The organism is Enterobacter cloacae complex sp. 2021EL-01169, assembly GCF_020733125.1.
Taxonomy (GTDB): Bacteria; Pseudomonadota; Gammaproteobacteria; order Enterobacterales; family Enterobacteriaceae; genus Enterobacter; species Enterobacter roggenkampii.
Genome location: NZ_JAJFTC010000006.1, coordinates 17,919 through 43,471, shown reverse-complemented (window position 1 = coordinate 43,471; position 25,553 = coordinate 17,919). Strand labels below are relative to the sequence as shown.

The window sequence follows — 25,553 nt, the reverse complement described above, 5'->3', positions numbered from 1 at the left end:
AGGTAAGCGAAGCGCCACCTGACACCACAAACCACACCTTAGTGCGCGTCAATAAACACAATCTTCAGTACAAACAGCAGCGCCACAACGATGACGCACGGGCTGAGGTCGCGGAAGCGGCCGGTACCGATCTTCATTACGCAGTAAGAGATAAAGCCCAGCGCGATACCTTCGGTAATCGAGAAGCTGAACGGCATCATCACGGCGGTAATAAACGCCGGCACCGCTTCGGTTAAATCATCCCACTTCACGCGCGACAGGCTGGAGGTCATCAGCACACCCACATAGATCAGCGCGCCGGCTGCAGCGTACGGAGGCACCATGCCCGCCAGCGGCGAGAGGAAGATCACCAGCAGGAACAGAATACCCACTACAACCGCCGTCAGGCCGGTACGGCCGCCCACGGAGACGCCGGAAGAGGATTCAATGTAAGCGGTCACAGACGAGGTCCCGATAAATGAACCGGTCACAGAGGAGATACTGTCCACAAACAGCGCCTGCTTTATGCGCGGGAATTTGCCTTTCTCATCTGCCAGACCCGCTTTGTCGGTCACGCCGATCAGCGTACCGGAGGAGTCGAACAGGTTAACCAGCATGAAGGAGAAAATCACGCCCGCCAGGCCCAGGTTCAGGGAACCGGCCAGATCAACATGACCAACAACGGTAGAGACGCTCGGTGGCGCGGAAACGATGCCGTTATAGTGAACGTCGCCCAGCATCCAGCCCAGCAGCGTGGTCACCACGATGGAGACCAGCACCGCCGCATGAATATTGCGGGAAGCCAGGATGGCGATGATAAAGAAGCCCAGCACGCCCAGCAGCACGTTATGCGAGGTCAGGTGACCGATGCTCACCAGCGTATCCGGGTTCGCCACGATCACGCCGGCGTTTTTCAGCCCCATCATCCCGATAAACAGACCGATACCGCTGGTGATGCCTACGCGCAGGCTCACGGGAATGTTCGCAATCATCCAGTAACGCACGCGGAAAATGGTCAGCAGCAGCAGGCCAATCGCGCCCCAGAAGATGGCGCCCATACCCACCTGCCACGGCAGCCCCATCGCCTGAACCACCACGAAGGCAAAGAACGCATTCAGACCCATCGCCGGGGCCAGCGCGACCGGCAGGTTAGCGAACACCCCCATCAGAATGCTGCCGAGGGCCGCGATCAGACAGGTAGTCACGAAGACGGCGCTGGTATCCATGCCAGCAACGCCCAGAATTTGAGGGTTAACAAAAACGATATAGACCATCGTCAGGAAGGTGGTGAAACCGGCGATCACTTCGGTGCGTGCCGTCGTGCCGTGCTCGCGCAGTTTAAACACGCGCTCAAGCAGACCCTGACCAGATGTCTGGGTAGTGTGTTGTTGACTCATCATCAATTTCCGAACAAGGAGGGAAAATTCGTCGCTATCCTATACCAAAATGCGACAATAGTGGCGGTTACGTGATACTTTTTTCATTGAATTTGCTTATACGGCAACGATTGCGTTCCGGTGAACTGCCGTACGTAAACGTTAAACTGGTTAAAAGGGAAAGGCATGTCCGGAATTGAAGCGGTATTTTTCGACTGCGACGGTACGCTGGTCGACAGTGAGGTCATTTGTTCCCGCGCGTATGTGGCCATGTTCCAGGAATTTGGCATTACGCTGGAACTCGACGAGGTGTTTAAACGCTTTAAGGGCGTGAAGCTCTACGAGATCATCGACATCATTAACGAAGAACACGGCGTCGTCCTGGAGAAGGCGGCTCTGGAACCGGTGTACCGCGCCGAGGTTGCACGCCTGTTCGATTCGGAGCTGGAGGTGATTCCGGGCGCAAACGCGCTGCTGGATGCCATGACGGTGCCGATCTGCGTGGTCTCCAACGGACCGGTCAGCAAAATGCAGCACTCGCTCGGCAAGCTTGAGATGCTGCACCACTTCCCGGAAAAACTGTTCAGCGGCTACGATATCCAGCGCTGGAAGCCGGACCCGGCACTGATGTTCCATGCGGCAAAGGCGATGAACGTTAACGTAGAGCACTGCATTCTGGTGGATGACTCGTCTGCGGGCGCGCAGTCGGGGATTGATGCGGGAATGGAGGTGTTTTACTTCTGCGCCGACCCGCACAACAAGCCGATCGATCATCCAAAAGTCACGACCTTCACCGATCTGGCGCAGCTACCCGCGCAGTGGAAGGCGCGCGGGTGGAATATTACGCGTTAAGCCGCCCCTCCCGGCAGGGAGGGCGACAGGTTTATCTGAAGAGCTTTTGAACAAACTCAGCATACGCCGGACGCCAGACGTCCATTTCGTGGTTCAGACCGGGGTACATTTTATAGTCGAATTTGATGCCCTGCTTTTCCAGCTCCGCTTTCAGACCGGCGATATCTTTGCCGGTCACCGAATCGCGCTCTCCCACAACGACGGTGAAGTTATGCAGCTGCCGGTTAATGGCCTCAGGCTGCTTAAAGCGTGCGGCCACGCCTTCGTCAGGCACGGTTGTCGTGGTAACGCCGCTGAACGTTCCCAGCCAGCCGAAGCTCTCCAGATGATTCATCCCGGAGACCAGCGCCTGATAACCGCCCTGTGACAATCCCGCCAGTGCCCGGCCTGCCGCATCTTTACGCACGTTGAAGCGTGTATCCACCAGCGGAATAATCTCGCTCATCAGTTCACGGTCTGCGGCTTTCGCATTGAGCGGATAGAAAGACTTCCGTCGTTCTGCCGGTGGGAAGTTCTCGGGGATGGCCTCAGTGCTCTCCGTCTCGGTGTCGGGTACCACCACCAGCATCGGTTTGATTTTCCCTTCGGCCATCAGGTTATCCATGATTTGCGGCAGACGGCCCTGGTCGATGGCAGAGAGCCCGGTATCCCCAAAACCATGGTAGAAGTAGAGCACCGGTAAGGGTTCCCCTGTGCCGTTGTAGCCAGGGGGAGTCCATACATAGACGCGGCGCTCTGACTTGAGCGACGGCGAGTGCCAGGTCAAGGTCGTCAGATCGCCATGCGGTACAGGACGATCGTCGAGAATACTGCCCGGAACCAGAATAAGGCTGGTGTTCACCTGCCGCTGGGGTTTTTGATAGCGGCTTCCCGTGTCAACTGAACGGAAACCATCGATGTCGAAATAATATTCGTAGAGATTCGGGGCCATCGGCTCGCTTTTCCATGACCAGACGCCATTTTTCTCTTTCGTCATATCATGGGAAACCTGGCTTTCAGGCATTGACCCCGTCACCACGGAGACTCGCGTTGCGCCGGGTGCAAACAGGCGAAACGTAATGCTTTTATCCGCATTAACCTGGGTCACATAGTGGCTGACTGGGGTAGTCTGGTCAGGTGTGACCGGCAACGGTGCGGCAATCACGTCTGTTCCAGTACCGATCCCGATGCTGATGGCCATCGTCAGACACGCTAATGAATTTTTCATATACCATCCTTTGCTGTTTTTTCGTCTCACGTTAGCGCGTTTCGAACCTCAGGCAACGGATGAAGGGGAAAATTGTGATTACACTAGAAATAACAACGCCGGTGAGTACCGGCGTTGTTATCAGATGACAGGATTACTCTTTCGGATCTTTACCCGCCAGCAGCTTGTCCAGTTCGTCGCCGCCCACGTGACGGAAGTCCTGACCCTTCACGAAGTAGAAAATGTATTCGCAAATATTCTGGCAGCGGTCACCGATACGCTCGATAGAACGCGCGCAGAACAGGGCGGTCAGTACGCTTGGGATCGTACGGGAATCTTCCATCATGTAGGTCATCAGCTGGCGCACGATGCCTTCATACTCCTGATCGACCTTCTTGTCTTCACGGTAGATACGCACCGCTTCGTCCAGATCCATCCGCGCAAAGGCATCCAGCACGTCGTGCAGCATCTGCACGGTGTGGCGGCCCAGCGACTCGAGGCTCACCAGCAGCGGCTGATGCTGCTGCGAAAACTTCTCCAGCGCGGTGCGGCAGATTTTATCGGCGACGTCACCAATACGTTCCAGCTCGGCGATGGTTTTGATGATCGCCATCACCAGACGCAGGTCGCTCGCCGTCGGCTGACGTTTCGCGATAATGCGCACGCAGGCTTCGTCGATAGCCACTTCCATCATGTTGACGTTTTTATCGCCTTCAATGACGCGCTTCGCCAGCTCGCTGTCCTGGTTGTGCATCGCCGTAATCGCATCAGAAAGCTGCTGCTCGACCATGCCGCCCATGGTCATCACCTGGGTGCGAATGCTTTCCAGCTCTGCGTTGAACTGGCCGGAAATGTGTTTATTAAGATTGAGGTTGTCCATGGTTTCTCCACATGCACTAAGGCAAATCAACCGTAGCGGCCAGTAATATAATCTTCGGTTTGTTTCTTCGCGGGCTTAGTGAACAGATCGTCCGTGTTACTGAACTCAATCAATTCACCCAGGTACATAAACGCCGTGTGATCGGAGCAACGCGCAGCCTGCTGCATGTTGTGGGTCACGATAACCACGGTGTAATCCTGCTTCAGCTCGGTGATCAGTTCTTCAATACGACCGGTTGAAATCGGGTCCAGCGCTGAACACGGCTCATCCAGCAGCAACACTTCCGGGCGAATGGCAATACCGCGCGCAATGCACAGACGCTGCTGCTGACCACCGGAGAGAGAGTACCCGCTCTGGTGCAACTTATCTTTGGTTTCGTTCCATAATGCGGCCTTGGTCAAAGCCCACTGCACGCGCTCGTCCATATCGGCACGGGAGAGCTTTTCAAACAGGCGAACGCCAAAGGCGATGTTGTCATAAATGGACATCGGGAATGGCGTGGGTTTCTGGAACACCATCCCCACTTTCGCGCGTAGCAGGGCGATATCCTGAGCCTGGGTCAGAATGTTTTCACCGTCGAGGATGATTTCCCCTTCAGCACGCTGCTCCGGATAGAGCGAATACATTTTGTTAAAGGTACGCAGCAGCGTGGATTTCCCACAGCCGGACGGACCGATAAATGCCGTGACCTGGTTCTTCGCGATATCCAGGTTGATGTTCTTCAGGGCATGGAATTTGCCGTAGTAGAAGTTCAAATCACGAACCTGAATCTTACCCGGGGCAGTATCAACCATACTCATTGACTCATTTCCTCATTCGGCGCCGCGAGCTGCCGCGCCGTAAAAAATTAACCGTGTTTCTTCTTCGCGAAAATGACGCGCGCCAGAATGTTCAGCAACAGTACGCAAAGGGTAATGATCAGCACCCCGGCCCAGGCCAGCTGCTGCCATTCCGCGAAGGGGCTCATCGCAAATTTAAAGATCGTCACCGGCAGGTTGGCGATCGGCTGCATCATGTCCGTGCTCCAGAACTGGTTGGAGAGGGACGTAAACAGCAGCGGTGCCGTTTCACCCGCGATACGCGCCACCGCCAGCAGGATACCGGTCATGATCCCGGAGACCGACGCCTTCAGCGTAATCGCAGAGATCATCTTCCATTTTGGCGTACCCAGCGCGTAAGCCGCTTCACGCAGGCTGTCCGGCACCAGTTTTAGCATGTTCTCGGTGGTTCGAATCACAATCGGCACCTGCAGCAGCGCCAGCGCAATCACACCCGCCCAACCGGAGAAGTGTTCCATCTGCGCCACCACGACGGTGTAAACGAACAGACCCACGACGATAGACGGGGCTGACAGCAAAATGTCGTTAATGAAACGAATCACTTCCGCCAGCAAGGATTTACGACCGTATTCTGCCAGGTAGATGCCCGCCATGATGCCCAGCGGCGTGCCGAAGACCGTGGCCCAGAGGATCAGCAATCCGCTGCCCGCCAGGGCATTCGCCAGGCCACCACCCGCCGTGTTCGGCGGCGGCGTCATTTCGGTGAACAGCGAGAGTGACATTCCGTCAATCCCGCGAACGACCGTTGAGAAGAGGATCCAGACAAGCCAGAACAGACCGAATGCCATCGTCGCCATAGAGAGCGTCAGGGCAATGCGGTTTTTCATGCGGCGTCTGGCCTGCATTTTGCGGCGGGATTCCGCCAGTTCAGCAGTAGCTTGCATTTCGAGAGTGGCCATTAGCGTGCTCCCTCATTTTTAGCGAGACGCATAATCATCAGCTTGGAAATCGCCAGAACAATGAAGGTAATAACGAACAGAATCAGACCCAGCTCCATCAGCGCCGCAACGTGCAGACCCGATTCCGCTTCCGCAAACTCATTCGCCAGCGCAGAGGTAATACTGTTGCCCGGCATGTAGAGCGACGCGCTGTCGAGCTGGTAGGTGTTACCGATGATAAAGGTAACCGCCATGGTTTCACCCAGCGCACGACCTAAGCCCAGCATCACGCCCCCGATCACCCCATTTTTGGTGAACGGAAGGACAATGCGCCAGATCACTTCCCAGGTGGTGCAGCCGATGCCGTAGGCCGACTCTTTCATCATCACCGGCGTTTGTTCGAACACATCGCGCATCACCGCCGCAATGTACGGAATAATCATGATGGCGAGGATCACACCCGCCGCCAGAATGCCGATACCGAAAGCCGGGCCAGAGAACAGGGCCCCCACAAACGGAATGGCAGAGAGGACGTTACCCACCGGTTCCTGGAAGTACGTGGCGAACAGCGGCGCAAAGATAAACAGCCCCCACATGCCGTAGACGATACTTGGGATGGCCGCCAGCAGTTCGATGGCGATACCCAATGGGCGACGCAGCCAGCCCGGCGCCAGCTCCGTCAGGAACAAGGCGATACCGAAACTTACCGGAACCGCAATCAGCAGGGCGATGAACGAGGTCACCAGCGTGCCGTAAATCGGCACCAGTGCACCGTAGATGTCGTTCGGCGCATCCCACTCTTTACTCCACAGGAAGGAGAAACCGAATTTCTGGATGCTCGGCCAGGAGGAGAAAATCAGAGACACGATAATGCCGCCCAGCAGCAATAGCACAATCAGCGCAGCCAGTTTGACCAGCGCGCTGAAAATCATGTCACCTTTTTTACCCGGAGGGTTAAATGCAGGCTTGGTTGCAGCCATAAATTACTCTTCTGTTTGAGACGTTTTTACGAATATGCCCGGTGGCGCTGACGCTTACCGGGCCTACAGAGTAAACCGTAGGGCGGGTAAGCGCAGCGCCACCCGCCATCTTCGTTAAATATATCCTGTTAGTACAGCGCTTTACCGCTGCTGTCTTTCACGTTGGTTTTCCATGCAGCGCGAATCTGCTCAACCACGTTGTCTGGCAGGGTGGCGTAATCCAGAGCGTTAGCCTGTTTGCCGCCGTTTTTGTATGCCCAGTCGAAGAACTTCAGCACTTCAGCGCCCTGTTCAGGTTTCTTCTGCTCTTTGTGCACCAGGATGAAGGTGGTAGAGGTGATTGGCCACGCCCCTTCGCCCTTCTGGTTAGTCAGATCCTGCGCGAAGGATTTGCTCCAGTCAGCGCCTTTGGCGGCGTTAGCAAAGTTCTCTTCGGTCGGGCTAACCGGTTTGCCGTCGGCAGACACCAGTTTGGTGTAGGACAGGTTGTTCTGCTTCGCGTACGCATACTCTACGTAGCCGATGGAGCCAGGCAGACGCTGTACGAACGCGGCGATACCGTCATTACCTTTACCGCCCAGACCGGTAGGCCAGTTAACGGTAGAGCCGGAGCCGACTTTAGATTTCCACTCTTCGTTCACTTTCGCCAGGTAGCTGGTGAACACGAAAGAGGTACCAGAACCATCCGCGCGGCGAACCACGGCGATGTTCTGAGAAGGCAGCTTCAGGCCTGGGTTGAGTTTGGCGATCGCTTCGTCATCCCATTTTTTGATTTTGCCCAGGTAGATGTCACCCAGGGTTTTGCCGTCCAGCACCAGCTCACCCGACTTCACGCCCGGCAGGTTGATCGCCAGAACCACGCCACCGATCACGGTAGGGAACTGGAACAGGCCTTCCTGAGCCAGTTTGTCATCAGACAGCGGAGCATCTGATGCGCCGAAATCAACCGTGTTCGCGGTAATTTGTTTTACGCCACCGGAGGAGCCGATACCCTGATAGTTAACCTTGTTACCGGTTTCTTTCTGGTAGGTATCCGCCCATTTGGCATACACCGGCGCAGGGAAGGTTGCACCAGCGCCAGTCAGGCTTGCTTCTGCAAATACAGAGAACGCGCTCAGAGATAAGGTCGCGGCGACAACAGTTGCGACAGTGGTACGCATAACTTTCATAATGTCTCCTGCAAGATTTTCGTAAATCGTTGTTTAGTGGCTACGATGAGCAAAATAGGACAAACAGGTGACAGATAAATGTACGAATTATGACAGTTTTATGACAATGCAGGTGCTAAAAATAAGTCACTGATAATAAATGATATTCATTTAGGGTGGCGTCATAGAATTGTCATACAGAAAGGGATAAGCCTGGTACAAAAGGGGGAAAATGACAACGGCTGTCATAAACAGCCGTCGGGTGATTAATGTTCAATTTCCAGCGTGACCGTCGCGTACGCTTCAAACGTTCCAGGTTTTGGCTGAGCCCCCGTTGCGCTTGCAGGCGCAGCGGAAAAGGTAAGCGAATTGTTTTCGGCGCCGTTGTTGTTTTCGCCCCTATCCATGTCCATCCTGCCGCCGTTGACGCTGACCTGACGATCCCACTTGTCGTATACCACAATGCCTACATCATCATTGCCGTTGACTTTCATCATCGTGGCATCGGCGTCAACAGGGTCTCCATGGAAAGTGGAGTAGACAATATTCTCATCCAGCATGCCTGTGCACTGTACCTGAATCGTCTTTTTTACCTTGTGACTCGTCACGGCGGTGCCTTTGGTAGCGGAAAATTCCGGGGCCGGGATTTTGCCAAAATCTATCTCAAGCGTCTGCCCGGGCGCTATCTCGCAGTTTTGCGGCACGACGATATCGCCAGCGATTTTGATCTCTGCCATTTTTTCGGTGCTGGAGGTCGAGGAGGCCGCATCCAGCCCTCCATAAAGATCGGCGACTATCGTACCTGGCACACTCACCCGGCCAATAAACGGCTTGTTAATTAAGAATGATATTTTTATTTGTGAACCGGTATTGAGTGTTGGTTCGCTCCCTTCCTCGCCAGGCGCATAACAATAGGAGCTATGAGACATTACGTTTGGTTCTGCGCTGAAAGGTACCGGTATATATTCTCTGCCAAGCACAAGTATCGACGTGGCGATGCTGAGGTTGTTATTAAGGGTAAAATAGGTATACCCGTTCTTTACCACATCTTCACTTAACGGCGATCGTGCGGTGTAGTAGATTTGGCGAAAGCCCGTAGAGTAATGCGTAAGACAGTTGCATTGCGCTTTGTAACTCGTAGATGAACTGAGCGTTTCCAGATCCCTGATCTCTGTACCTGCTTTATTTTTATCCGCCGGGATCGACTGCCCGTTCAGATTAAGGTTATAGATATAAGCGCCACCTTCGGAGTGACAAATCCCGTCGCCCGTGGTGTACGCTTTGCATACCGGCGTCATAAATATTATCAACGCGCTTAAAAACAGAGGTGTCCTGAATTTCATCTTATTTCCCTATTGGCATAATGCCGATATTTGTATCAGTTCAACGCCTTCTGGCGGGGTAAAATGGTAGTTAACCGGGCAGGTCATCGTGTTATCTGCGCCCCACTTCAGGACAAACGCCCCCTCTTCCGGCATGCCGGACAGATAAAGCTCGCCATTTTCACCCACAATGCCGGTTACGCTGCCGTGGGGTAAATCAGCCGAGGCCATTGCGCCAAACGGCACCGGTTTGCCACTCTTCTGCCGCACATTGAACAGGACGCGATAGCCCACGTGAGTGACAAACTCCGCCCGTACCACCGCGCCGCGCGTCGGGATAACGCTGAGGATACTGTTGTCGATTTCGACGTTGGCCTTCGCAAAGTAATCGCTGTCGATCTCCACTCTGTTTTCATCGTAGGCATTGAGCTGCGTCTGTACCGTATAGCCGCGCCAGTCCGTCGCCTTACCCGTACCATTCTCCAGCGCCAGGCCGGAAGCTCCCGGGGCTTTAACCAGCGCGACGGTTTCCCCCAGCTCCTGAGAGAAAGTTATGCCATCGCTGTGGGCCAGAATCCCGCCCTTCATTCCATAGTTGAGGCGCTGGTTGTCCTGGGTATAGTCGTAACTGGCGTTTACCGAACCATATGTGCCGTCATAGCCCACCCCAGCGTTGTTGTTGTAATCTTCGTTATCCGCATCGTAAGACTGCTGAACGTTCCAGGAGAGGTTGTGCGCATCCAGCGCGTTACCGCTCAGCCCCACCTGGTGCATCCCTTTTCCATGGTTGTTTTGGGTGTACCCATAGTTGACGTAGCTATCATGCAGCCAGCCTGACAACGGTATGGAGAGAGAGAGCATAAAAATCTGTTCGCTGCCCTGGCTGTCGCTGATGTCAGTGTCGGTGCTATTTTGGGCCGAGGTGAGTGAATCGGTGTAGTTCCAGGAGACGTTCCAGGAAATAGAGCGCCAGCTATTGCTGTAGCCCAGCTGCACCAGCCGCTCGACTTCATTCGTCTTCCAGTACTGCTGGCGGCTAAGGGTAAGATAAATATTTCCCATCCCGTCGCCAAAGGTCTGCGTCCATGTTCCCTCCAGACGGCTACGGCGGTTACCTGTCGTCCAGAAGTCGCTCTCGTTATTTTGCCGGGACGCCCATTCGTTCAGGGTGTAGTAGCCCTCTGTGGAGTAGCGGTAGCCCACCAGCCGAAACGTTGTGTTAGTTTCATCAAAACGTTTGGAATAGAGAAAACGGTAAGATTGCCCGCTTTCGTCATCGTCCTCAAACCGCGCGCGGGCATGCGTTACGTCCAGCGAAATGGCGCCCAGCGAACCCATATCTTTCCCCACGCCAAGCGCGGCGGAGGTGTAATCGCTGGTTCCCTGCACGCCCCCGTAGAGGGTAATACCCGCAGGAAAACCGTGTAACACCTGCGCCTGAAAAACGGTCGGCTGAAAATCGTTTTGATCGCGCAGTTCACCCGCGCTGATATCGACATCGGTTTGATCTTCACGCTTCAGGATCGCCAGTGAGGCGTAAGGCTGGGTAAAATGTTGCTCGCTGCCATCCTCTTCTTTGATGGTAACATCCAGATCGCCACCCGAATTGGTAGTGTTTAAATCCTTGAGCGCAAACGCTCCCTGCGGTACGGCAGACTGGTAAATGATGTAACCGTTTTGCCGCACAATCACGGTCGCATTGCTTTTCGCCACGCCGCGAACCACTGGCGCAAACCCCGTCAGGCTCGAAGGCAGCATGTCATCATCCGTGTAGAGACGCATACCACGCAGTTGCGTGCTGTCAAACACGTCGCTTGCGGTCCACGTATCCCCCAGCATGATTTGGCTGCGTAACGCGGCGATATCGCGCTGTAAATAGGTATTGATCGAATGATACGAAGACTCGCCATCGGTCACGTTTAGCGTACTGTAGTTACGTAAACGCCATGCCCCCAGGTTGGCACCGTTGCGCAGGTTCAGATAATAAAAATCGTCGTTAACATCCTCGTTCGAATGCACCGTGCTGGAGCCGGAAAAATCGTAGTTCACCATAAGCGCATTGATGCCCTCATCCCAGCGTGAGGGACTGATATAGCCGCGCGCCGATACATCAATATAGATTTGCGGCAACGTGACGTTAAGCTGGAGTTTATCCGTATCAAACGTCCAGCTTGAGCCGGGAACGAGCGGCGCGGGGTTCAGACAGGCTTTGTCATCTATGTCGTTAAGGGCCTTGATAGCCGCCACTTTTACCCCAAGCTCAGCGAGCACGGTCTTGACGTCTGAGAAGCAAGGATGAAGGTTGCTGGTGGCAGTATCTTCGACAAAGGTCACCTCCCGGCGGTCAACATATTCGCCGTTAACATGAATACTGACCTTATAGTTCCCGGCAGGTAGATTGTTCGCGCGGTTAAACTGGTGGATATCAACGTCCACAGGATGATCGATTTCAAGCAACGCAGGGTTAAACATATCCCTCGCTGCCGTCTCGGCGGATAAACCAAGCACCACCCCGGAAGCAAACGCGATGAAAATACGGGAACACTCCATAAATAAACCATCCTTTGCTTAAAGCGCTGCTTTTAAATCCTGGCTAATCGCACCGAAATCATTCACATACCGCCACACCAGCGCATGGCCATTCACGCCTTCCGGTAAGGGTAAACGCAGGGTTTCAAAGGGATGGACGATATTGAGTGGCACATCTTTGCCGTCCACTGTCACATTCATAACGTTGATATTTAGCGGCGTGGGATTTTCAACTACCAACTGCCGATTTTCTCTGTGCCACTTCACCTGCGTAGCGGCGTGCTCCGGGGTGATGTTCAACGAGGCCGGACGCCAGAACAGCTTGATACGCGTCTTAATGGCGATTTCCATCGCGTTCGGCTTATTGCTCGCCGGGGGAATATTTTTGATGTTCAGCCAGAACACCGACTCCCGATCCTGCGGTAAATTGCCCTCGGTTTTCATAATGCGCAGAATTTTTTCCTGCCCAGCCTCCAGACGAGATACCGGTGGAATGACGGTAAACGGTGGTTTTTTCGCGGTTCCTGTATTATTGAAGGGGTCAACCCATGTTTGAATAAGATAAGGGATAGCCGCTTCGTTATTTTTGACAGTAATGGTTGTGTCGGATTTATCACTCAAATAAATCACTCGTGTGCCACCAATAACCACACCTGCCGATGCCAGTGTAGAAATACCCGTAAGACAACACGCTATTAATACATTCACTATACGCCCTGGCATAATCCAATGTCCTTATATATAAAGGAGCCTGTTAATAAGTTCTTAACAGGCTCCGAATCCATAATCGCTGATTATTTCAGATATTCAATAGTAAACTGAGAGTCAGCATTCGCAGTACCCGGCGTCACTGTTGCCAGAGTCTGGACGAATTTCGCTTTGAATCCCATATCCGCTTTACCATCAGCAATGGCAACGTATTTAGAATTGTTATACAAAGGGATCGCGGTATCATCGCTCAGGTTGAACAGTTTAATCGCCACGCCCGTCGCGGCAATGGCGTCGCCGCTGCCAGTGAACTCGCCGTCCGTACCGTCTTCGTTCACCGGCGTACCGATTGAGAGATAACCTTTACCGATGGTATCTTTATCTTCCGTCCCGTCAAAGCGTACTGCCGCCTGAGTATAGGTTGCCGGGCAGCCTTCCAGACGGATGTGGAAATCTTTAACAGACGCGGTGGAATCAATACCTGCGAAAGTAGTGGCTGCCACACGACCAATATTAACAGTCTGGTTGCTGGTATCAGTCGTGACTGTACAGGTAGAATCAATCACCTCGCCACGGAAATGAACAGTACCGTCAGCCGCTAATGTCGCACCTGAAAACAGGGCGGAAGATAAAACCAGCGAAGTGGCTATAACGTTTAATTTCATGAAACTCTCCATAATTTATATTATTTGTATGCGTTTCATTTACACATTCAAATAAAACACACCATCCTTTAAAGCGTGGCGATAGTACAATTCATTCCTGCCCTATGACAAACACGTTTTCTCTCATGAAATATCTTTAAAATAAAATAATAAAAACGAAAAATAAAAAACCCCTTACAAATAAGAATAAAAAATAATTAAAAAATGCTATTGATGTCTCTTTTCTGTTTTTTTGAGAATTTATCAATATCTTTTCTTTGCCACCGCTAAATAAGATTATTTTTTAAGCAGAAATCGGCGAGACAATCAGATGACGCAATAATGTAAGGAAACATGAAAAAAGAAACAGGCTGCGATAAAAAGAAGTAATCGCTGAGGGGAGGACTATGAGGCTGCCAGAATACTGGCAGCCTCGGGTAGGCTGGAGATTATTCTACTGTAACGGACTTCGCCAGGTTACGCGGCTGGTCAACGTCGGTGCCTTTGATCAGCGCCACGTGATAGGCCAGCAGCTGCAGCGGAACGGTGTAGAAGATCGGCGCAATCACCTCTTCCACATGCGGCATCTCGATGATGTGCATGTTGTCGCTGCTGGCGAAACCGGCATCTTTATCAGCAAAGACGTACAACACGCCGCCACGGGCGCGGACTTCTTCGATGTTGGACTTCAGTTTTTCCAGCAGTTCGTTGTTCGGTGCCACGACGATAACCGGCATATCCGCGTCAATCAGCGCCAACGGACCGTGTTTCAGCTCGCCTGCCGCATAGGCTTCAGCGTGAATGTAAGAGATCTCTTTCAGCTTCAGCGCGCCTTCCAGCGCAATCGGATACTGATCGCCACGGCCCAGGAACAGGGCGTGATGTTTGTCAGAGAAATCTTCCGCCAGAGCTTCAATGCGTTTGTCCTGGGAGAGCATCTGCTCAATACGGCTCGGCAGCGCCTGCAGACCGTGAACGATGTCATGCTCAACAGAGGCATCTTCACCTTTCAGACGCGCCAGTTTCGCCACCAGCATCAGCAGAACCGTCAGCTGAGTGGTAAACGCCTTGGTGGAGGCCACGCCGATTTCGGTACCCGCTTTGGTCATCAGCGCCAGATCGGATTCACGCACCAGCGATGAGCCCGGGACGTTACAGATGGCCAGAGAACCCAGATAACCCAGCTCTTTAGAGAGACGCAGCGCCGCCAGGGTATCTGCCGTTTCACCTGACTGGGAAAGGGTGATCATCAGGCTGTTACGACGCACGGCAGATTTGCGATAGCGGAACTCAGACGCAATTTCTACGTCGCACGGCACGCCCGCCAGAGATTCAAACCAGTAGCGAGAGACCATACCGGAGTTGTAGGAGGTGCCGCAGGCCACGATCTGAATATGCTCAACCTTGCTGAGCAGTTCGTTCGCGTTTGCGCCCAGCTCGCTCAGATCCACTTCACCATGGCTGATGCGCCCGGTCAGGGTGTTTTTGATGGCGTTTGGCTGCTCGTAAATCTCTTTCTGCATGTAGTGACGGTAAGCGCCTTTGTCGCCCGCGTCGTACTGCAGATTCGATTCGATCTCCTGACGTTTCACCTGCTCGCCTTTGGTATCGAACACGGTCACGCTACGGCGAGTCACTTCGGCGATATCCCCCTCTTCGAGGAAGATAAAGCGACGGGTGACCGGCAGAAGTGCCAGCTGATCGGAAGCAATAAAGTTTTCACCCATGCCCAGACCGATAACCATCGGGCTACCGGAACGCGCGGCCAGCAGCGTGGACGGGTCGCGGGAATCCATGATCACCGTACCGTACGCACCGCGCAGCTGAGGAATAGCACGCAGCACCGCATCACGCAGCGTACCGCCCTGCTCAAGTTCCCAGTGCACCAGGTGAGCAATCACTTCGGTGTCAGTTTCAGAGACGAAGGTGTAGCCGCGCGCTTTCAGTGCTTCACGCAGCGGTTCGTGGTTTTCGATAATGCCATTGTGCACGACCACGATGTGTTCAGACACATGCGGGTGCGCGTTGCCTTCAGACGGTTCGCCGTGCGTCGCCCAGCGGGTGTGCGCAATACCGGTTCCCCCGTGCAGCGGATGTTCTTCCGCGGCCTGGGCCAGCATCTGCACTTTACCGAGACGGCGCAGACGGGTCATATGACCTTCTGCATCGACAACAGCCAGACCGGCAGAGTCGTAACCACGGTATTCCAGACGACGTAAACCTTCGAGAAGGATTTCAGCAATATCACGCTGCGCAACTGCGCCAACAATTCCACACATAATTTTAGATTCCGAATTTAGGCATAATGCCTGCGTTGTCGCTGACCTGTATTTGCCCTTTCCGGGCGCCCCGAGCCTTGTAGAGAGTGGGGTTATTTTTATGGGTACTGCTTGTGGGGGGAGATATATGTTTATCTCCTCACCCGGGTTTGCCTGATGACGGCTACGCCTTATCAGGCCTACTCAATCGTAGGGCGGGTAAGCATAGCGCCACCCGCCTTGTTGTTACTTCTTCTTCACAGGACGTTTCCAGCCCTGCTTGTGCACCTGCGGCACACGGCTTAATACCAGTTCGTTATCGGCGATATCGCGCGTAACGGTTGTCCCGGCGGCAATCGTTACGCCGTTACCCACGGTAACAGGTGCCACCAGCTGGGTGTCGGAACCGACAAACACATCATCACCGATGATGGTTTTAAACTTATTGGCGCCGTCATAGTTACAGGTGATTGTGCCTGCGCCAATGTTGACGTTGTCACCAATTTCCGCGTCGCCCAGATAGGTTAAATGACCGGCTTTTGAGCCTTTACCCAGACGCGCTTTTTTCATCTCAACGAAGTTTCCAACATGTGAGCCTTCCAGCAGCTCAGCGCCCGGGCGCAAACGCGCAAACGGGCCTATGGTACAGGCCACATCCAGACGGGCATCTTCCACCACGCTGTACGGGCTGATTTCACAGTCGTCACCAATGACGCTGTTTTTGATCACGCAGCCAGCGCCAATTTTGACGCGGTTGCCCAGCGTCACGTTACCCTCGAGGATGACGTTAGTATCAATTTCAACGTCGCGCCCGTGAGATAACGTGCCACGCAGATCGAAACGCGCCGGATCGCGCAGCATCACGCCAGCCAGAAGGAGTCTCTCGGCCTGTTCGGACTGATAAACGCGCTCAAGACGGGAGAGTTGAAGACGGTTGTTCACCCCTTCGGTTTCGCTGATGCGCGCCGGATGGACCGCCGCAATCTCGCGCCCTTCCAGGTATGCCATAGCAATAATGTCGGTGATGTAGTATTCACCCTGGGCGTTATTGTTATTGAGCTTCGACAGCCAGCGCTTCATATCCGCACCATTGGCAATCAGGATACCGGTGTTGATCTCCTGAATCTGACGCTGCGCCTCGCTGGCATCTTTATGCTCAACAATACCCGTAACGTTGCCGTTTTCACGGGTGATACGGCCATAACCGGTTGGATCGTCCAGCACGACGGTTAATAAACCGATGCCGCCCTGCGGTTTGGCTTCACGCAGGCGAGTCAGCGTTTCAACGGAGATCAGCGGGACATCGCCGTAGAGCATCAAAATGTCTTCGTCATCCGCAAAGAAGGGCGCTGCCTGCTGCATGGCATGGCCTGTACCCAACTGCTCGGCCTGAAGCACCCAGTTGAGCTTGTCGTCGCTCAGCGTCTTTTTAAGCAGATCGCCGCCGTGGCCGTAGACCAGGTGGACCTGACTGGCGCCCAATTCATTCGCTGCATCAATGACGTGCTGCACCATTGGCTTTCCTGCAAGCGTGTGAAGCACTTTAGGCAGATCGGAATACATGCGGGTCCCTTTGCCTGCGGCAAGGATCACCACGCTCATCGCACTGTTTGACATACGCATCCTGACGGTAGTTTGAGTGAGAAGTAAAAACGTTTGATGCTTAAAATTCTACATCTTTTTCATCATGAATTAAGGCCGAAAAAAAAAGCCAGCCTGGTATCCAGACTGGCTTTTGTGCTTTTCAAGCCGGTGTTACATCGCTTTTTTGGTCAACTCGATAACGCGCAGTTTCGCGATCGCTTTGGCCAGCTCCGCAGACGCCTGAGCGTAATCCACGTCGCCATGAGAGCTGCTAATGTGCTCTTCAGCCTTACGCTTCGACTCCAGGGCTCGCGCTTCGTCGAGATCCTGGCCACGAATAGCGGTATCGGCCAGAACGGTCACACTACCAGGCTGCACTTCAAGAATGCCGCCGGACAGATAGATAAACTCTTCGTGACCGAACTGTTTAACGATGCGGATCATACCAGGCTTAATGGCGGTGAGCAGCGGTGCGTGACCCGGGAAAATACCCAGCTCACCTTCACTACCCGTTACCTGGATTTTCTCGACCAGACCAGAGAACATTTGTTGCTCTGCGCTGACGACGTCCAGGTGGTAAGTCATTGCCATATCACCCTCCGATTAAGGCGTTAAAGTTTTTTGGCTTTTTCCACAGCTTCTTCGATGGAACCAACCATGTAGAACGCCTGCTCTGGCAGGTGATCGTATTCGCCTTCCATGATGCCTTTAAAGCCACGGATGGTGTCTTTCAGGGAAACGTATTTACCCGGAGAACCGGTGAATACTTCCGCAACGAAGAACGGCTGGGACAGGAAGCGCTGGATCTTACGCGCACGTGCTACAACCAGTTTGTCTTCTTCAGACAGTTCATCCATACCCAGGATGGCGATGATGTCTTTCAGTTCCTGGTAACGCTGCAGCAGGGACTGTACGCCACGCGCGGTGTCGTAGTGTTCCTGACCAACAACCAGTGGATCCAGCTGACGGCTGGTGGAGTCCAGCGGGTCAACGGCTGGGTAGATACCCAGAGACGCGATCTGACGGCTCAGTACCACGGTTGCATCTAAGTGCGCAAAGGTGGTGGCTGGAGATGGGTCAGTCAAGTCATCCGCAGGTACGTATACCGCCTGAACGGAGGTGATAGAACCGGTTTTGGTAGAGGTGATACGTTCCTGAAGAACACCCATCTCTTCCGCCAGCGTTGGCTGATAACCTACCGCTGAAGGCATACGACCCAGCAGTGCAGATACTTCAGTACCGGCCAGGGTGTAACGATAGATGTTATCAACGAACAGCAGAACGTCACGGCCTTCGTCACGGAACTTCTCAGCCATCGTCAGGCCGGTCAGCGCAACGCGCAGACGGTTTCCAGGTGGCTCGTTCATCTGGCCGTAAACCAGGGATACTTTGTCCAGAACGTTGGAGTCGGTCATTTCGTGGTAGAAGTCGTTACCCTCACGAGTACGTTCACCTACGCCCGCAAATACGGAGTAACCGGAGTGCTCGATCGCGATGTTACGGATCAGCTCCATCATGTTTACGGTTTTACCTACACCCGCACCACCGAACAGACCCACTTTACCGCCCTTCGCAAACGGACACATCAGGTCGATAACTTTGATACCGGTTTCCAGCAGTTCCTGAGAGCTGGACAGCTCTTCGTAGGAAGGTGCCGCGCGGTGGATAGCCCAACGCTCTTCTTCACCGATGTCGCCTTTCATGTCGATTGGCTGACCCAATACGTTCATGATACGACCCAGTGTTGCTTTACCTACCGGGACTTCGATCGGGTGCTCAAGGTCTTTTACTTCCAGACCACGACGCAGACCGTCGGAAGAACCCATCGCGATGGTACGCACGATACCGCCGCCGAGCTGCTGCTGAACTTCCAGCACCAGGCTCTCGTTACCATTCTGTACCTCAAGCGCGTCGTACACGCGTGGTACGGCGTCCTGAGGGAACTCGACGTCCACCACGGCGCCGATTACCTGGACAATCTTTCCAGTAGCCATCTTGAATCCTCTACGTAATTCGTAAACCTGGTTAAACCGCGGCGGCCCCCGAGACGATCTCGGTGAGTTCCTGAGTAATGCTGGCCTGACGAGCTTTGTTGTAAACCAACTGCAGCTCTTTAATCAGGCTGCCGCCATTATCGGTCGCGGCTTTCATCGCCACCATTCGTGCGGCCTGCTCGCTGGCCAGGTTTTCTACAACGCCCTGATAAACCTGAGATTCAACGTAACGACGCAGCAGGGTATCCAGCAGCGGTTTCGGATCGGGTTCATACAGGTAATCCCAGGCTTTTTGCTTCAGCTCGTCATCTTCTGATGCCGGTAACGGCAGCATCTGAGTGAGCGTTGGAACCTGAGACATAGTGTTAATGAATTTGTTGCTGACAACGTACAGTCTGTCCAGACGGCCTTCATCATAGGCCTGCAACATCACTTTAACCGGGCCGATCAGTTCGGACAGGGACGGGTTATCACCCATACCGGTCACCTGAGCGACAATGTTGCCACCAACGGAGTTAAAGAAAGAGACGCCTTTAGAGCCGATCATTGCGATATCGCACTGAACGCCTTTTTCAGACCATGCTTTCATATCCGCCAGCAGTTTTTTGAACAGGTTAATGTTCAAGCCGCCACACAGACCACGGTCGGTCGACACCACCAGGTAGCCCACGCGCTTAACGTCGCGTTCTTCCAGGTAAGGGTGCTTATATTCCAGATTACCGTTTGCAAGGTGACCAATCACTTTGCGCATGGTTTCTGCATAAGGACGGCTGGCCGCCATGCGATCCTGCGATTTACGCATTTTGGAAGCGGCGACCATCTCCATCGCTTTAGTGATCTTTTGCGTGTTCTGGACGCTTGCGATCTTACTACGTATCTCTTTTGCGCCGGCCATGAGCTTCTCCTCAATGCCAGGCGGCTTGTCCTGAGACAAGCCGCCGGACGATTACCAGGATTGGGTTGCTTTGAAGGAATCGAGGATAGCTTTCAGCTTGCCTTCGATTTCGTCGTTATAGCCACCGGTCTGGTTGATCTCTTGCATCAGCGGAGCGTGATCACGGTCGACGTAAGCCAGCAGAGCGGCTTCGAAGCTACCGATTTTCGCCAGTTCCACATCTTCGAGGTAACCGCGTTCAGCCGCGAACAGTACCAGGCCCTGCTGAGCAACAGACATTGGTGCGTACTGTTTCTGCTTCAGCAGTTCGGTCACTTTCTGACCGTGGCTCAGCTGTTTACGGGTTGCTTCGTCCAGATCGGATGCGAACTGAGAGAACGCAGCCAGTTCGCGATACTGTGCCAGCGCGGTACGGATACCACCGGACAGTTTCTTGATGATCTTGGTCTGAGCAGCACCACCAACACGGGATACGGAGATACCCGGGTTAACCGCCGGACGAATACCGGAGTTAAACAGGTTGGTTTCCAGGAAGATCTGACCATCGGTAATGGAGATTACGTTGGTCGGAACGAACGCAGAAACGTCACCCGCCTGGGTTTCAATGATCGGCAGCGCGGTCAGAGAGCCCGTTTTACCCTTCACTTCACCTTTGGTGAAGTTCTCGACGTATTCCGCGTTAACGCGGGAAGCACGCTCCAGCAGACGAGAGTGGAGGTAGAATACGTCGCCAGGGAACGCTTCACGTCCAGGTGGACGACGGAGCAGCAGGGAAACCTGACGATAAGCAACAGCCTGTTTAGATAGGTCATCGTATACGATCAGCGCATCTTCACCGCGGTCACGGAAGTATTCGCCCATTGCGCAACCGGCGTATGGTGCCAGGTATTGCAGTGCAGCAGATTCAGAAGCGGTCGCCACAACAACAATGGTGTTAGACAGCGCGCCGTGCTCTTCCAGTTTACGAACCACGTTAGAAATGGTGGACGCTTTCTGGCCGATAGCCACGTACACACATTTGATGCCGGAATCACGCTGGTTGATGATGGCGTCGATTGCCATCGCGGTTTTACCGGTCTGACGGTCACCGATGATCAGTTCACGCTGACCACGACCGATTGGGATCATGGCGTCAACGGACTTATAACCTGTCTGAACAGGCTGATCTACGGACTGACGGTCGATAACGCCTGGTGCGATAACTTCGATTGGGGAGAAGCCATCGTGCTCAACCGGACCTTTACCGTCGATTGGCGCACCCAGGGTGTTAACAACGCGACCCAGCAGGCCACGGCCAACCGGTACTTCCAGAATACGGCCAGTACACTTAACCTTCATGCCTTCGGCGAGGTCAGCGTATGGACCCATCACAACTGCACCAACGGAGTCGCGCTCCAGGTTCAGTGCGATAGCGTAACGGTTACCCGGCAGGGAAATCATCTCACCCTGCATACAATCGGCCAGGCCGTGGATGCGGATAACACCGTCACTTACAGAAACAATAGTACCTTCGTTGTGAGCTTCACTCACAACATTGAACTGAGCAATGCGCTGCTTGATCAGTTCGCTGATTTCGGTGGAATTCAGTTGCATGCTCCAGTCCCCTTAAGACTGCAAGACGTCTGCAAGGCGCTCAAGACGGCCGCGTACGCTGCCATCAATGACCATATCACCCGAGCGGATGATTACGCCTGCCATTACAGACTTATCGATTTTGCAATTCAGCTTAACTTTGCGTGACAGACGTTTTTCCATCGCGGCGGTAATTTTCGCAAGCTGTTCGTCACTCAGTTCAGTCGCAGAAGTCACTTCGACTTCAGCGGTAGCTTCACTAAGGGCACGTAAGTGCTCAAACTGCTCGAGAACATCCGGGAGCACACGGAGACGACCATTCTCTGCCATCACCTTAATCAGGTTCTGGCCGTTGGCATCCAGTTGCTCTCCGCACACGGCGATAAACGACGCGGCGAGGGTTTCAGGTGCTAACGCACCGGAAAGCAACTCGGCCATTTGTTCGTTTTTCGTCACCTCAGCGGCAAACGCCAGCATATTCTGCCAGCGATCGACATTTTGGTGTTCGATAGCAAAGTCAAAAGCTGCTTTGGCGTAGGGGCGAGCTACCGTAACAAATTCAGACATCAGCCCCTCCCTCCTTACAGTTCAGCGACAAGTTTGTCCACGATGTCGCTGTTAGCAGCTTCATCCACGGAACGTTCGATGATCTTCTCGGCGCCAGCAACAGCCAGAATCGCAACCTGCTTACGCAGTTCTTCACGAGCACGTTTACGCTCAGCTTCAATTTCAGCCTGAGCCTGTGTCACGATCTTAGTACGTTCCTGTTCTGCTTCAGCTTTCGCTTCGTCCAGGATCTGCGAACGGCGTTTGTTAGCCTGTTCGATGATAACCTGAGCTTCCGCTTTCGCTTTTTTCAGCTGGTCTGTCGCGTTGGCCTGTGCAAGGTCCAAATCTTTCTTAGCGCGTTCTGCAGAAGCCAGACCGTCAGCAATTTCTTTCTGACGTTTTTCGATGGCTGCCATTAAAGGCGGCCATACATACTTCATGCAGAACCAGACAAAGAGAATAAACGCGATGGCCTGGCCGAGGATTGTTGCGTTCATGTTCACAGCACAATACCTCTTTAATATCTGTGGCTTAGGGTTTTAAAACTACTACTACGCGACAGCAAACATCACGTACAGACCCAGACCTACAGCGATCATTGGGATAGCATCCACCAGACCCATAACGATAAAGAACTGAGTACGCAGCAGAGGAATCAGATCAGGTTGACGCGCAGCGCCTTCCAGGAATTTGCCCCCGAGGATGCCGATACCGATCGCAGCACCGATAGCCGCCAGACCCATCATCACAGCGGCAGCCATGTACAGCAGATCCATATTCAGGTTTTCCATGACAGTCTCCAGTTTGTTTCAATTAAAACGTAGTAGTGTTGGTAAAAAATCAGTGCTCTTCAGACGCCATCGACAGATAGACGATCGTCAGAACCATGAAGATAAAGGCTTGCAGCGTAATGATCAGGATGTGGAAAATGGCCCACGGCACATTCAGAACCCACTGTGACCACCACGGCAGAAGACCCGCGATCAGAATGAAAATCAGCTCACCCGCATACATGTTGCCGAACAGTCGCAGACCCAGTGAAACAGGTTTGGACAGCAGGCTAACGCCTTCCAGGATCAGGTTGACCGGAATAAACGCCCAGTGGTTGAACGGCTGCAAGGTAAGCTCTTTCACAAAGCCGCTTACGCCTTTCATTTTGATGCTGTAGAAAAGAATCAGGATAAACACGCCCAGCGCCATCGACAGGGTGATGTTCACGTCCGCAGACGGTACAACACGCAGTGCAGGCAGGCCGAAGATGTGCTCGCCAATAAACGGCAGCAGATCGATTGGCAGCAGGTCCATCAGGTTCATCAGGAAGACCCAAACGAACACGGTCAGCGCCAGCGGAGCAATCAGCTTGCTCTTGCCATGGTACATGTCTTTGACGCTGCCATGGACGAAGCCGATGATCATTTCGATGAAGGTCTGGAATTTCCCTGGTACACCGCTGGTCGCTCGTTTAGCAACACCGCGGAACATGGCCAGGAACAGAAGACCCAAAACCACCGAGAAGAACATGGAGTCGATGTTGATCGTCCAGAAGGTGGCCGGGGGGTTATGTGGATCCACCAGCGAGAATGTACGCAGGTCCAGCTGAAGGTTATTCAGATGGTGACCTATGTAATCCTGCGGCGTCATATTTTCTGAAGCCATGATGCCTTTTACCCTTTGTTATTGATTACAGCTGGAGCCAGAACTTGTACCACCAGCACCAAAACCCACGTTGCTATCAGCGGCATGAAGACCACTTTCAAAACCGCCAGCGCCATCACCAGTAGAGCAAAGGTCAGCAACACCTTACACACTTCGCCGAGGGCGAAGGACCAGGCCACGCGGCCTTTGGCAGGTGTATGCGCCTGATGACGCCAGGCAAAAATCATAAACAACACGTTTGGCAGCACAACCGCCAAACCCCCGCACACGGCGGAGATGCCCCAGAAGGGGTCTTTGAGGCTAAACAGCAGTCCACTTGCTATCACAGCCAGAAACTGAATGAACAGAAGCTTACGAGCAACGTTTCTACTCAAGAGCGACACAGACATCACGTTTTTACTCCTGCTCCCTTCGAGGTATGCCGCGTGTCGTATAAAACGTCCTTTAAGGCTCAGAGTCAAGCATCAAAAAGCGGTCAAATTATACGGTGCGCACCCGTGATTTCAAACATTAAGTAGCGAAAAGGTGAATAAATGTTTAAATATTTTTCCCCACCGCTATTTTTTAACTTTCGCTGAAAGCGTCAACCTTCGACCAAAACTGCAAACAGCGCGAAAACGTTGTCGATAAAGCGTGCACGAGATCACAAAACACACATTTGCGATAAGGTTGTATTTATCAAAGGCGCAAATCGCAGAAATTTATCTTTATGAAATTAAACGCAAAATGTCGCAACTATTTTCAAAACAGCCCAGTACACAATAAAAACCTTTTATTGACATTCTTAATAAATAATTAACATTGCGTTCTGGTTACTGCCTTCCACTTTTAGCAGACTTATATTTTCAAAGATGACTATCTTCTCGGTGAATAACGGTTGCTTCGTTAACCGGAAGAAAAACCTTAGTGAAGCAGAGGTTAAAAGCTCCTCGGTAAATCCCCGGTAGTTGTGCTGTTTTTTAACATGATAAGAACAGCACGAATTCCACATTTTTTATTAATTTTTTAAAAATTGTTTGGCTTAATTATCACCAGGTGACGTTCGCCTTCGAGCTGAGGAATCTGTAATTTCTCAATAGACTCGACAGCAAAACCGTCCGGAAGCTGTTCAATCTCATCGCCTGGCAACTGCCCTTTCAGCGCATAAAAGCGGCCATTCTCCGCAGGTAAGTGCTTGCACCAGCTCACCATATCGTTGAGCGACGCAAATGCGCGGCTGATAACCCCGTCAAACGGCGGCTCTGCCGGGAACTCCTCTACCCTGCTCTGCACGGGCGTGATGTTTTCAAGCTTCAGCTCATGCTGTACCTGGCGCAAAAAGCGCACGCGTTTGCCAAGGCTGTCCAGCAGCGTGAAATGGCTCTCAGGGCGAACAATCGACAGCGGAATACCCGGCAGACCAGGGCCCGTCCCCACGTCGATATAGCGTTCACCTTTTAGCCAGGGAGCAACCACGATGCTGTCGAGAATGTGGCGAACGAGCATCTCGTTGGGGTCGCGAACAGACGTCAGGTTGTACGCTTTGTTCCATTTATTCAGCATATCGACATAGGCCACCAGCTGATTTTTCTGGTGATCGGTGAGCGAAATACCTGCCTGATCCAGCAGACGAGAGAGTTTGTTGAGCACGGTGAATACCTGTTGAGAGTTTTTTTGCCCGGTGGCGCTGCCGCTTACCGGGCCTACGAATAAGTAGGGCGGGTCAGCGAAGCGCCACCCGCCAA

At 53.2% G+C, this 25,553-nt stretch carries 24 protein-coding genes; 1 reads left to right on the top strand and 23 read right to left on the bottom strand.

The genetic code is table 11. The features are described 5' to 3' along the window. Positions 1–38: 38 nt before the first annotated feature. Complete coding sequence (gene adeP, locus LLF79_RS15795) at positions 39–1,376, bottom strand: NCS2 family permease (protein WP_227879921.1); 1,338 nt, start codon at positions 1,374–1,376, stop codon at positions 39–41. A 165-nt stretch (positions 1,377–1,541) separates the two neighbouring features. Here adeP and yieH point away from each other — a divergent pair, with 165 nt between their 5' ends. Then, on the top strand, positions 1,542–2,207 hold the full coding sequence (gene yieH, locus LLF79_RS15790; protein ID WP_032675679.1) for a 6-phosphogluconate phosphatase: 666 nt from the start codon (positions 1,542–1,544) through the stop codon (positions 2,205–2,207). A gap of 31 nt (positions 2,208–2,238) precedes the next feature. Here the strand turns inward: yieH and LLF79_RS15785 are convergent, their stop codons facing one another. The 22 genes from LLF79_RS15785 to rsmG all read right to left on the bottom strand — a co-directional run bounded on the left by LLF79_RS15785 (position 2,239) and on the right by rsmG (position 25,458). Then, complete coding sequence (locus tag LLF79_RS15785) at positions 2,239–3,387, bottom strand: esterase (RefSeq protein ID WP_087450469.1); 1,149 nt, start codon at positions 3,385–3,387, stop codon at positions 2,239–2,241. Between the two features lie 160 nt (positions 3,388–3,547). Continuing rightward, positions 3,548–4,273: a phosphate signaling complex protein PhoU gene (gene phoU, locus LLF79_RS15780; RefSeq protein ID WP_008500182.1), complete on the bottom strand. Its 726-nt coding sequence runs from the start codon at positions 4,271–4,273 to the stop codon at positions 3,548–3,550. 26 nt (positions 4,274–4,299) lie between these two features. Further along, positions 4,300–5,073, bottom strand: a complete 774-nt coding sequence (gene pstB / locus LLF79_RS15775; protein WP_008500183.1) for a phosphate ABC transporter ATP-binding protein PstB — start codon at positions 5,071–5,073, stop codon at positions 4,300–4,302. Positions 5,074–5,120: 47 nt separating this feature from the next. Next, positions 5,121–6,011 carry a phosphate ABC transporter permease PstA gene (gene pstA / locus LLF79_RS15770; protein ID WP_008500184.1) on the bottom strand — a complete coding sequence of 297 codons (891 nt, stop codon included), beginning with the start codon at positions 6,009–6,011 and terminating at the stop codon, positions 5,121–5,123. Beyond that, positions 6,011–6,970: a phosphate ABC transporter permease PstC gene (gene pstC, locus LLF79_RS15765; protein ID WP_008500185.1), complete on the bottom strand. Its 960-nt coding sequence runs from the start codon at positions 6,968–6,970 to the stop codon at positions 6,011–6,013. Before pstC ends, pstA begins: the two co-directional genes overlap by 1 nt. Before the next feature lie 128 nt (positions 6,971–7,098). Then, positions 7,099–8,139, bottom strand: a complete 1,041-nt coding sequence (gene pstS, locus LLF79_RS15760; protein ID WP_008500186.1) for a phosphate ABC transporter substrate-binding protein PstS — start codon at positions 8,137–8,139, stop codon at positions 7,099–7,101. Positions 8,140–8,384: 245 nt separating this feature from the next. After that, positions 8,385–9,461, bottom strand: a complete 1,077-nt coding sequence (gene stgD, locus LLF79_RS15755) for a fimbrial protein StgD (RefSeq protein WP_023326365.1) — start codon at positions 9,459–9,461, stop codon at positions 8,385–8,387. Positions 9,462–9,470: 9 nt separating this feature from the next. Beyond that, positions 9,471–11,990, bottom strand: coding sequence for a fimbria/pilus outer membrane usher protein (locus tag LLF79_RS15750; RefSeq protein ID WP_227879849.1), 2,520 nt, complete (start codon positions 11,988–11,990; stop codon positions 9,471–9,473). A gap of 18 nt (positions 11,991–12,008) precedes the next feature. Then, positions 12,009–12,692, bottom strand: a complete 684-nt coding sequence (locus tag LLF79_RS15745; RefSeq protein WP_045353381.1) for a fimbrial chaperone — start codon at positions 12,690–12,692, stop codon at positions 12,009–12,011. Between the two features lie 71 nt (positions 12,693–12,763). Then, positions 12,764–13,342, bottom strand: a complete 579-nt coding sequence (locus LLF79_RS15740; RefSeq protein ID WP_227879848.1) for a chaperone-usher fimbrial major subunit — start codon at positions 13,340–13,342, stop codon at positions 12,764–12,766. Between the two features lie 428 nt (positions 13,343–13,770). Next, a complete protein-coding gene (glmS, locus tag LLF79_RS15735; RefSeq protein ID WP_008500188.1) occupies positions 13,771–15,600 on the bottom strand; it encodes a glutamine--fructose-6-phosphate transaminase (isomerizing) in 1,830 nt (609 codons plus the stop codon). Between the two features lie 225 nt (positions 15,601–15,825). Then, a complete protein-coding gene (gene glmU / locus LLF79_RS15730) occupies positions 15,826–17,196 on the bottom strand; it encodes a bifunctional UDP-N-acetylglucosamine diphosphorylase/glucosamine-1-phosphate N-acetyltransferase GlmU (protein ID WP_227879847.1) in 1,371 nt (456 codons plus the stop codon). 138 nt (positions 17,197–17,334) lie between these two features. Continuing rightward, positions 17,335–17,754, bottom strand: coding sequence for a F0F1 ATP synthase subunit epsilon (locus tag LLF79_RS15725; RefSeq protein ID WP_006177560.1), 420 nt, complete (start codon positions 17,752–17,754; stop codon positions 17,335–17,337). A 20-nt stretch (positions 17,755–17,774) separates the two neighbouring features. Next, the gene (atpD, locus tag LLF79_RS15720) at positions 17,775–19,157 is read right to left on the bottom strand and encodes a F0F1 ATP synthase subunit beta (RefSeq protein ID WP_003862362.1); all 1,383 of its coding nucleotides are present in this window, start codon (positions 19,155–19,157) and stop codon (positions 17,775–17,777) included. A gap of 31 nt (positions 19,158–19,188) precedes the next feature. After that, a complete protein-coding gene (gene atpG / locus LLF79_RS15715) occupies positions 19,189–20,052 on the bottom strand; it encodes a F0F1 ATP synthase subunit gamma (RefSeq protein ID WP_008500191.1) in 864 nt (287 codons plus the stop codon). A 51-nt stretch (positions 20,053–20,103) separates the two neighbouring features. Continuing rightward, complete coding sequence (gene atpA, locus LLF79_RS15710; RefSeq protein ID WP_003862367.1) at positions 20,104–21,645, bottom strand: F0F1 ATP synthase subunit alpha; 1,542 nt, start codon at positions 21,643–21,645, stop codon at positions 20,104–20,106. Between the two features lie 12 nt (positions 21,646–21,657). Then, entirely contained in the window at positions 21,658–22,191 is a 534-nt protein-coding gene (atpH, locus tag LLF79_RS15705; RefSeq protein ID WP_008500192.1) for a F0F1 ATP synthase subunit delta, read from the bottom strand. 14 nt (positions 22,192–22,205) lie between these two features. Continuing rightward, the gene (atpF, locus tag LLF79_RS15700; protein WP_003862370.1) at positions 22,206–22,676 is read right to left on the bottom strand and encodes a F0F1 ATP synthase subunit B; all 471 of its coding nucleotides are present in this window, start codon (positions 22,674–22,676) and stop codon (positions 22,206–22,208) included. Between the two features lie 48 nt (positions 22,677–22,724). Then, positions 22,725–22,964, bottom strand: coding sequence for a F0F1 ATP synthase subunit C (gene atpE, locus LLF79_RS15695; protein WP_000429386.1), 240 nt, complete (start codon positions 22,962–22,964; stop codon positions 22,725–22,727). A gap of 49 nt (positions 22,965–23,013) precedes the next feature. Next, a complete protein-coding gene (atpB, locus tag LLF79_RS15690; protein WP_008500193.1) occupies positions 23,014–23,829 on the bottom strand; it encodes a F0F1 ATP synthase subunit A in 816 nt (271 codons plus the stop codon). 8 nt (positions 23,830–23,837) lie between these two features. Then, positions 23,838–24,218, bottom strand: a complete 381-nt coding sequence (atpI, locus tag LLF79_RS15685; protein WP_008500194.1) for a F0F1 ATP synthase subunit I — start codon at positions 24,216–24,218, stop codon at positions 23,838–23,840. Positions 24,219–24,834: 616 nt separating this feature from the next. Continuing rightward, positions 24,835–25,458 (bottom strand): 16S rRNA (guanine(527)-N(7))-methyltransferase RsmG, encoded by a 624-nt coding sequence (gene rsmG / locus LLF79_RS15680; RefSeq protein WP_023345142.1) that lies wholly within the window; start codon positions 25,456–25,458, stop codon positions 24,835–24,837. Positions 25,459–25,553: the final 95 nt, after the last annotated feature.

Bases quoted from the DNA above. Each gene is read 5' to 3' on its own strand.
- glmS (WP_008500188.1), bottom strand. From the start codon at position 15,600: ATGTGTGGAATTGTTGGCGCAGTTGCGCAGCGTGATATTGCTGAAATC.
- LLF79_RS15740 (WP_227879848.1), bottom strand. From the start codon at position 13,342: ATGAAATTAAACGTTATAGCCACTTCGCTGGTTTTATCTTCCGCCCTG.
- atpE (WP_000429386.1), bottom strand. From the start codon at position 22,964: ATGGAAAACCTGAATATGGATCTGCTGTACATGGCTGCCGCTGTGATG.
- pstC (WP_008500185.1), bottom strand. From the start codon at position 6,970: ATGGCTGCAACCAAGCCTGCATTTAACCCTCCGGGTAAAAAAGGTGAC.
- glmU (WP_227879847.1), bottom strand. From the start codon at position 17,196: ATGTCAAACAGTGCGATGAGCGTGGTGATCCTTGCCGCAGGCAAAGGG.
- atpA (WP_003862367.1), bottom strand. From the start codon at position 21,645: ATGCAACTGAATTCCACCGAAATCAGCGAACTGATCAAGCAGCGCATT.
- LLF79_RS15750 (WP_227879849.1), bottom strand. From the start codon at position 11,990: ATGGAGTGTTCCCGTATTTTCATCGCGTTTGCTTCCGGGGTGGTGCTT.
- phoU (WP_008500182.1), bottom strand. From the start codon at position 4,273: ATGGACAACCTCAATCTTAATAAACACATTTCCGGCCAGTTCAACGCA.
- atpH (WP_008500192.1), bottom strand. From the start codon at position 22,191: ATGTCTGAATTTGTTACGGTAGCTCGCCCCTACGCCAAAGCAGCTTTT.
- LLF79_RS15745 (WP_045353381.1), bottom strand. From the start codon at position 12,692: ATGCCAGGGCGTATAGTGAATGTATTAATAGCGTGTTGTCTTACGGGT.
- atpG (WP_008500191.1), bottom strand. From the start codon at position 20,052: ATGGCCGGCGCAAAAGAGATACGTAGTAAGATCGCAAGCGTCCAGAAC.
- pstS (WP_008500186.1), bottom strand. From the start codon at position 8,139: ATGAAAGTTATGCGTACCACTGTCGCAACTGTTGTCGCCGCGACCTTA.
- atpD (WP_003862362.1), bottom strand. From the start codon at position 19,157: ATGGCTACTGGAAAGATTGTCCAGGTAATCGGCGCCGTGGTGGACGTC.
- pstA (WP_008500184.1), bottom strand. From the start codon at position 6,011: ATGGCCACTCTCGAAATGCAAGCTACTGCTGAACTGGCGGAATCCCGC.
- pstB (WP_008500183.1), bottom strand. From the start codon at position 5,073: ATGAGTATGGTTGATACTGCCCCGGGTAAGATTCAGGTTCGTGATTTG.
- LLF79_RS15785 (WP_087450469.1), bottom strand. From the start codon at position 3,387: ATGGCCATCAGCATCGGGATCGGTACTGGAACAGACGTGATTGCCGCA.
- atpB (WP_008500193.1), bottom strand. From the start codon at position 23,829: ATGGCTTCAGAAAATATGACGCCGCAGGATTACATAGGTCACCATCTG.
- yieH (WP_032675679.1), top strand. From the start codon at position 1,542: ATGTCCGGAATTGAAGCGGTATTTTTCGACTGCGACGGTACGCTGGTC.
- atpI (WP_008500194.1), bottom strand. From the start codon at position 24,218: ATGTCTGTGTCGCTCTTGAGTAGAAACGTTGCTCGTAAGCTTCTGTTC.
- adeP (WP_227879921.1), bottom strand. From the start codon at position 1,376: ATGAGTCAACAACACACTACCCAGACATCTGGTCAGGGTCTGCTTGAG.
- LLF79_RS15725 (WP_006177560.1), bottom strand. From the start codon at position 17,754: ATGGCAATGACTTACCACCTGGACGTCGTCAGCGCAGAGCAACAAATG.
- stgD (WP_023326365.1), bottom strand. From the start codon at position 9,461: ATGAAATTCAGGACACCTCTGTTTTTAAGCGCGTTGATAATATTTATG.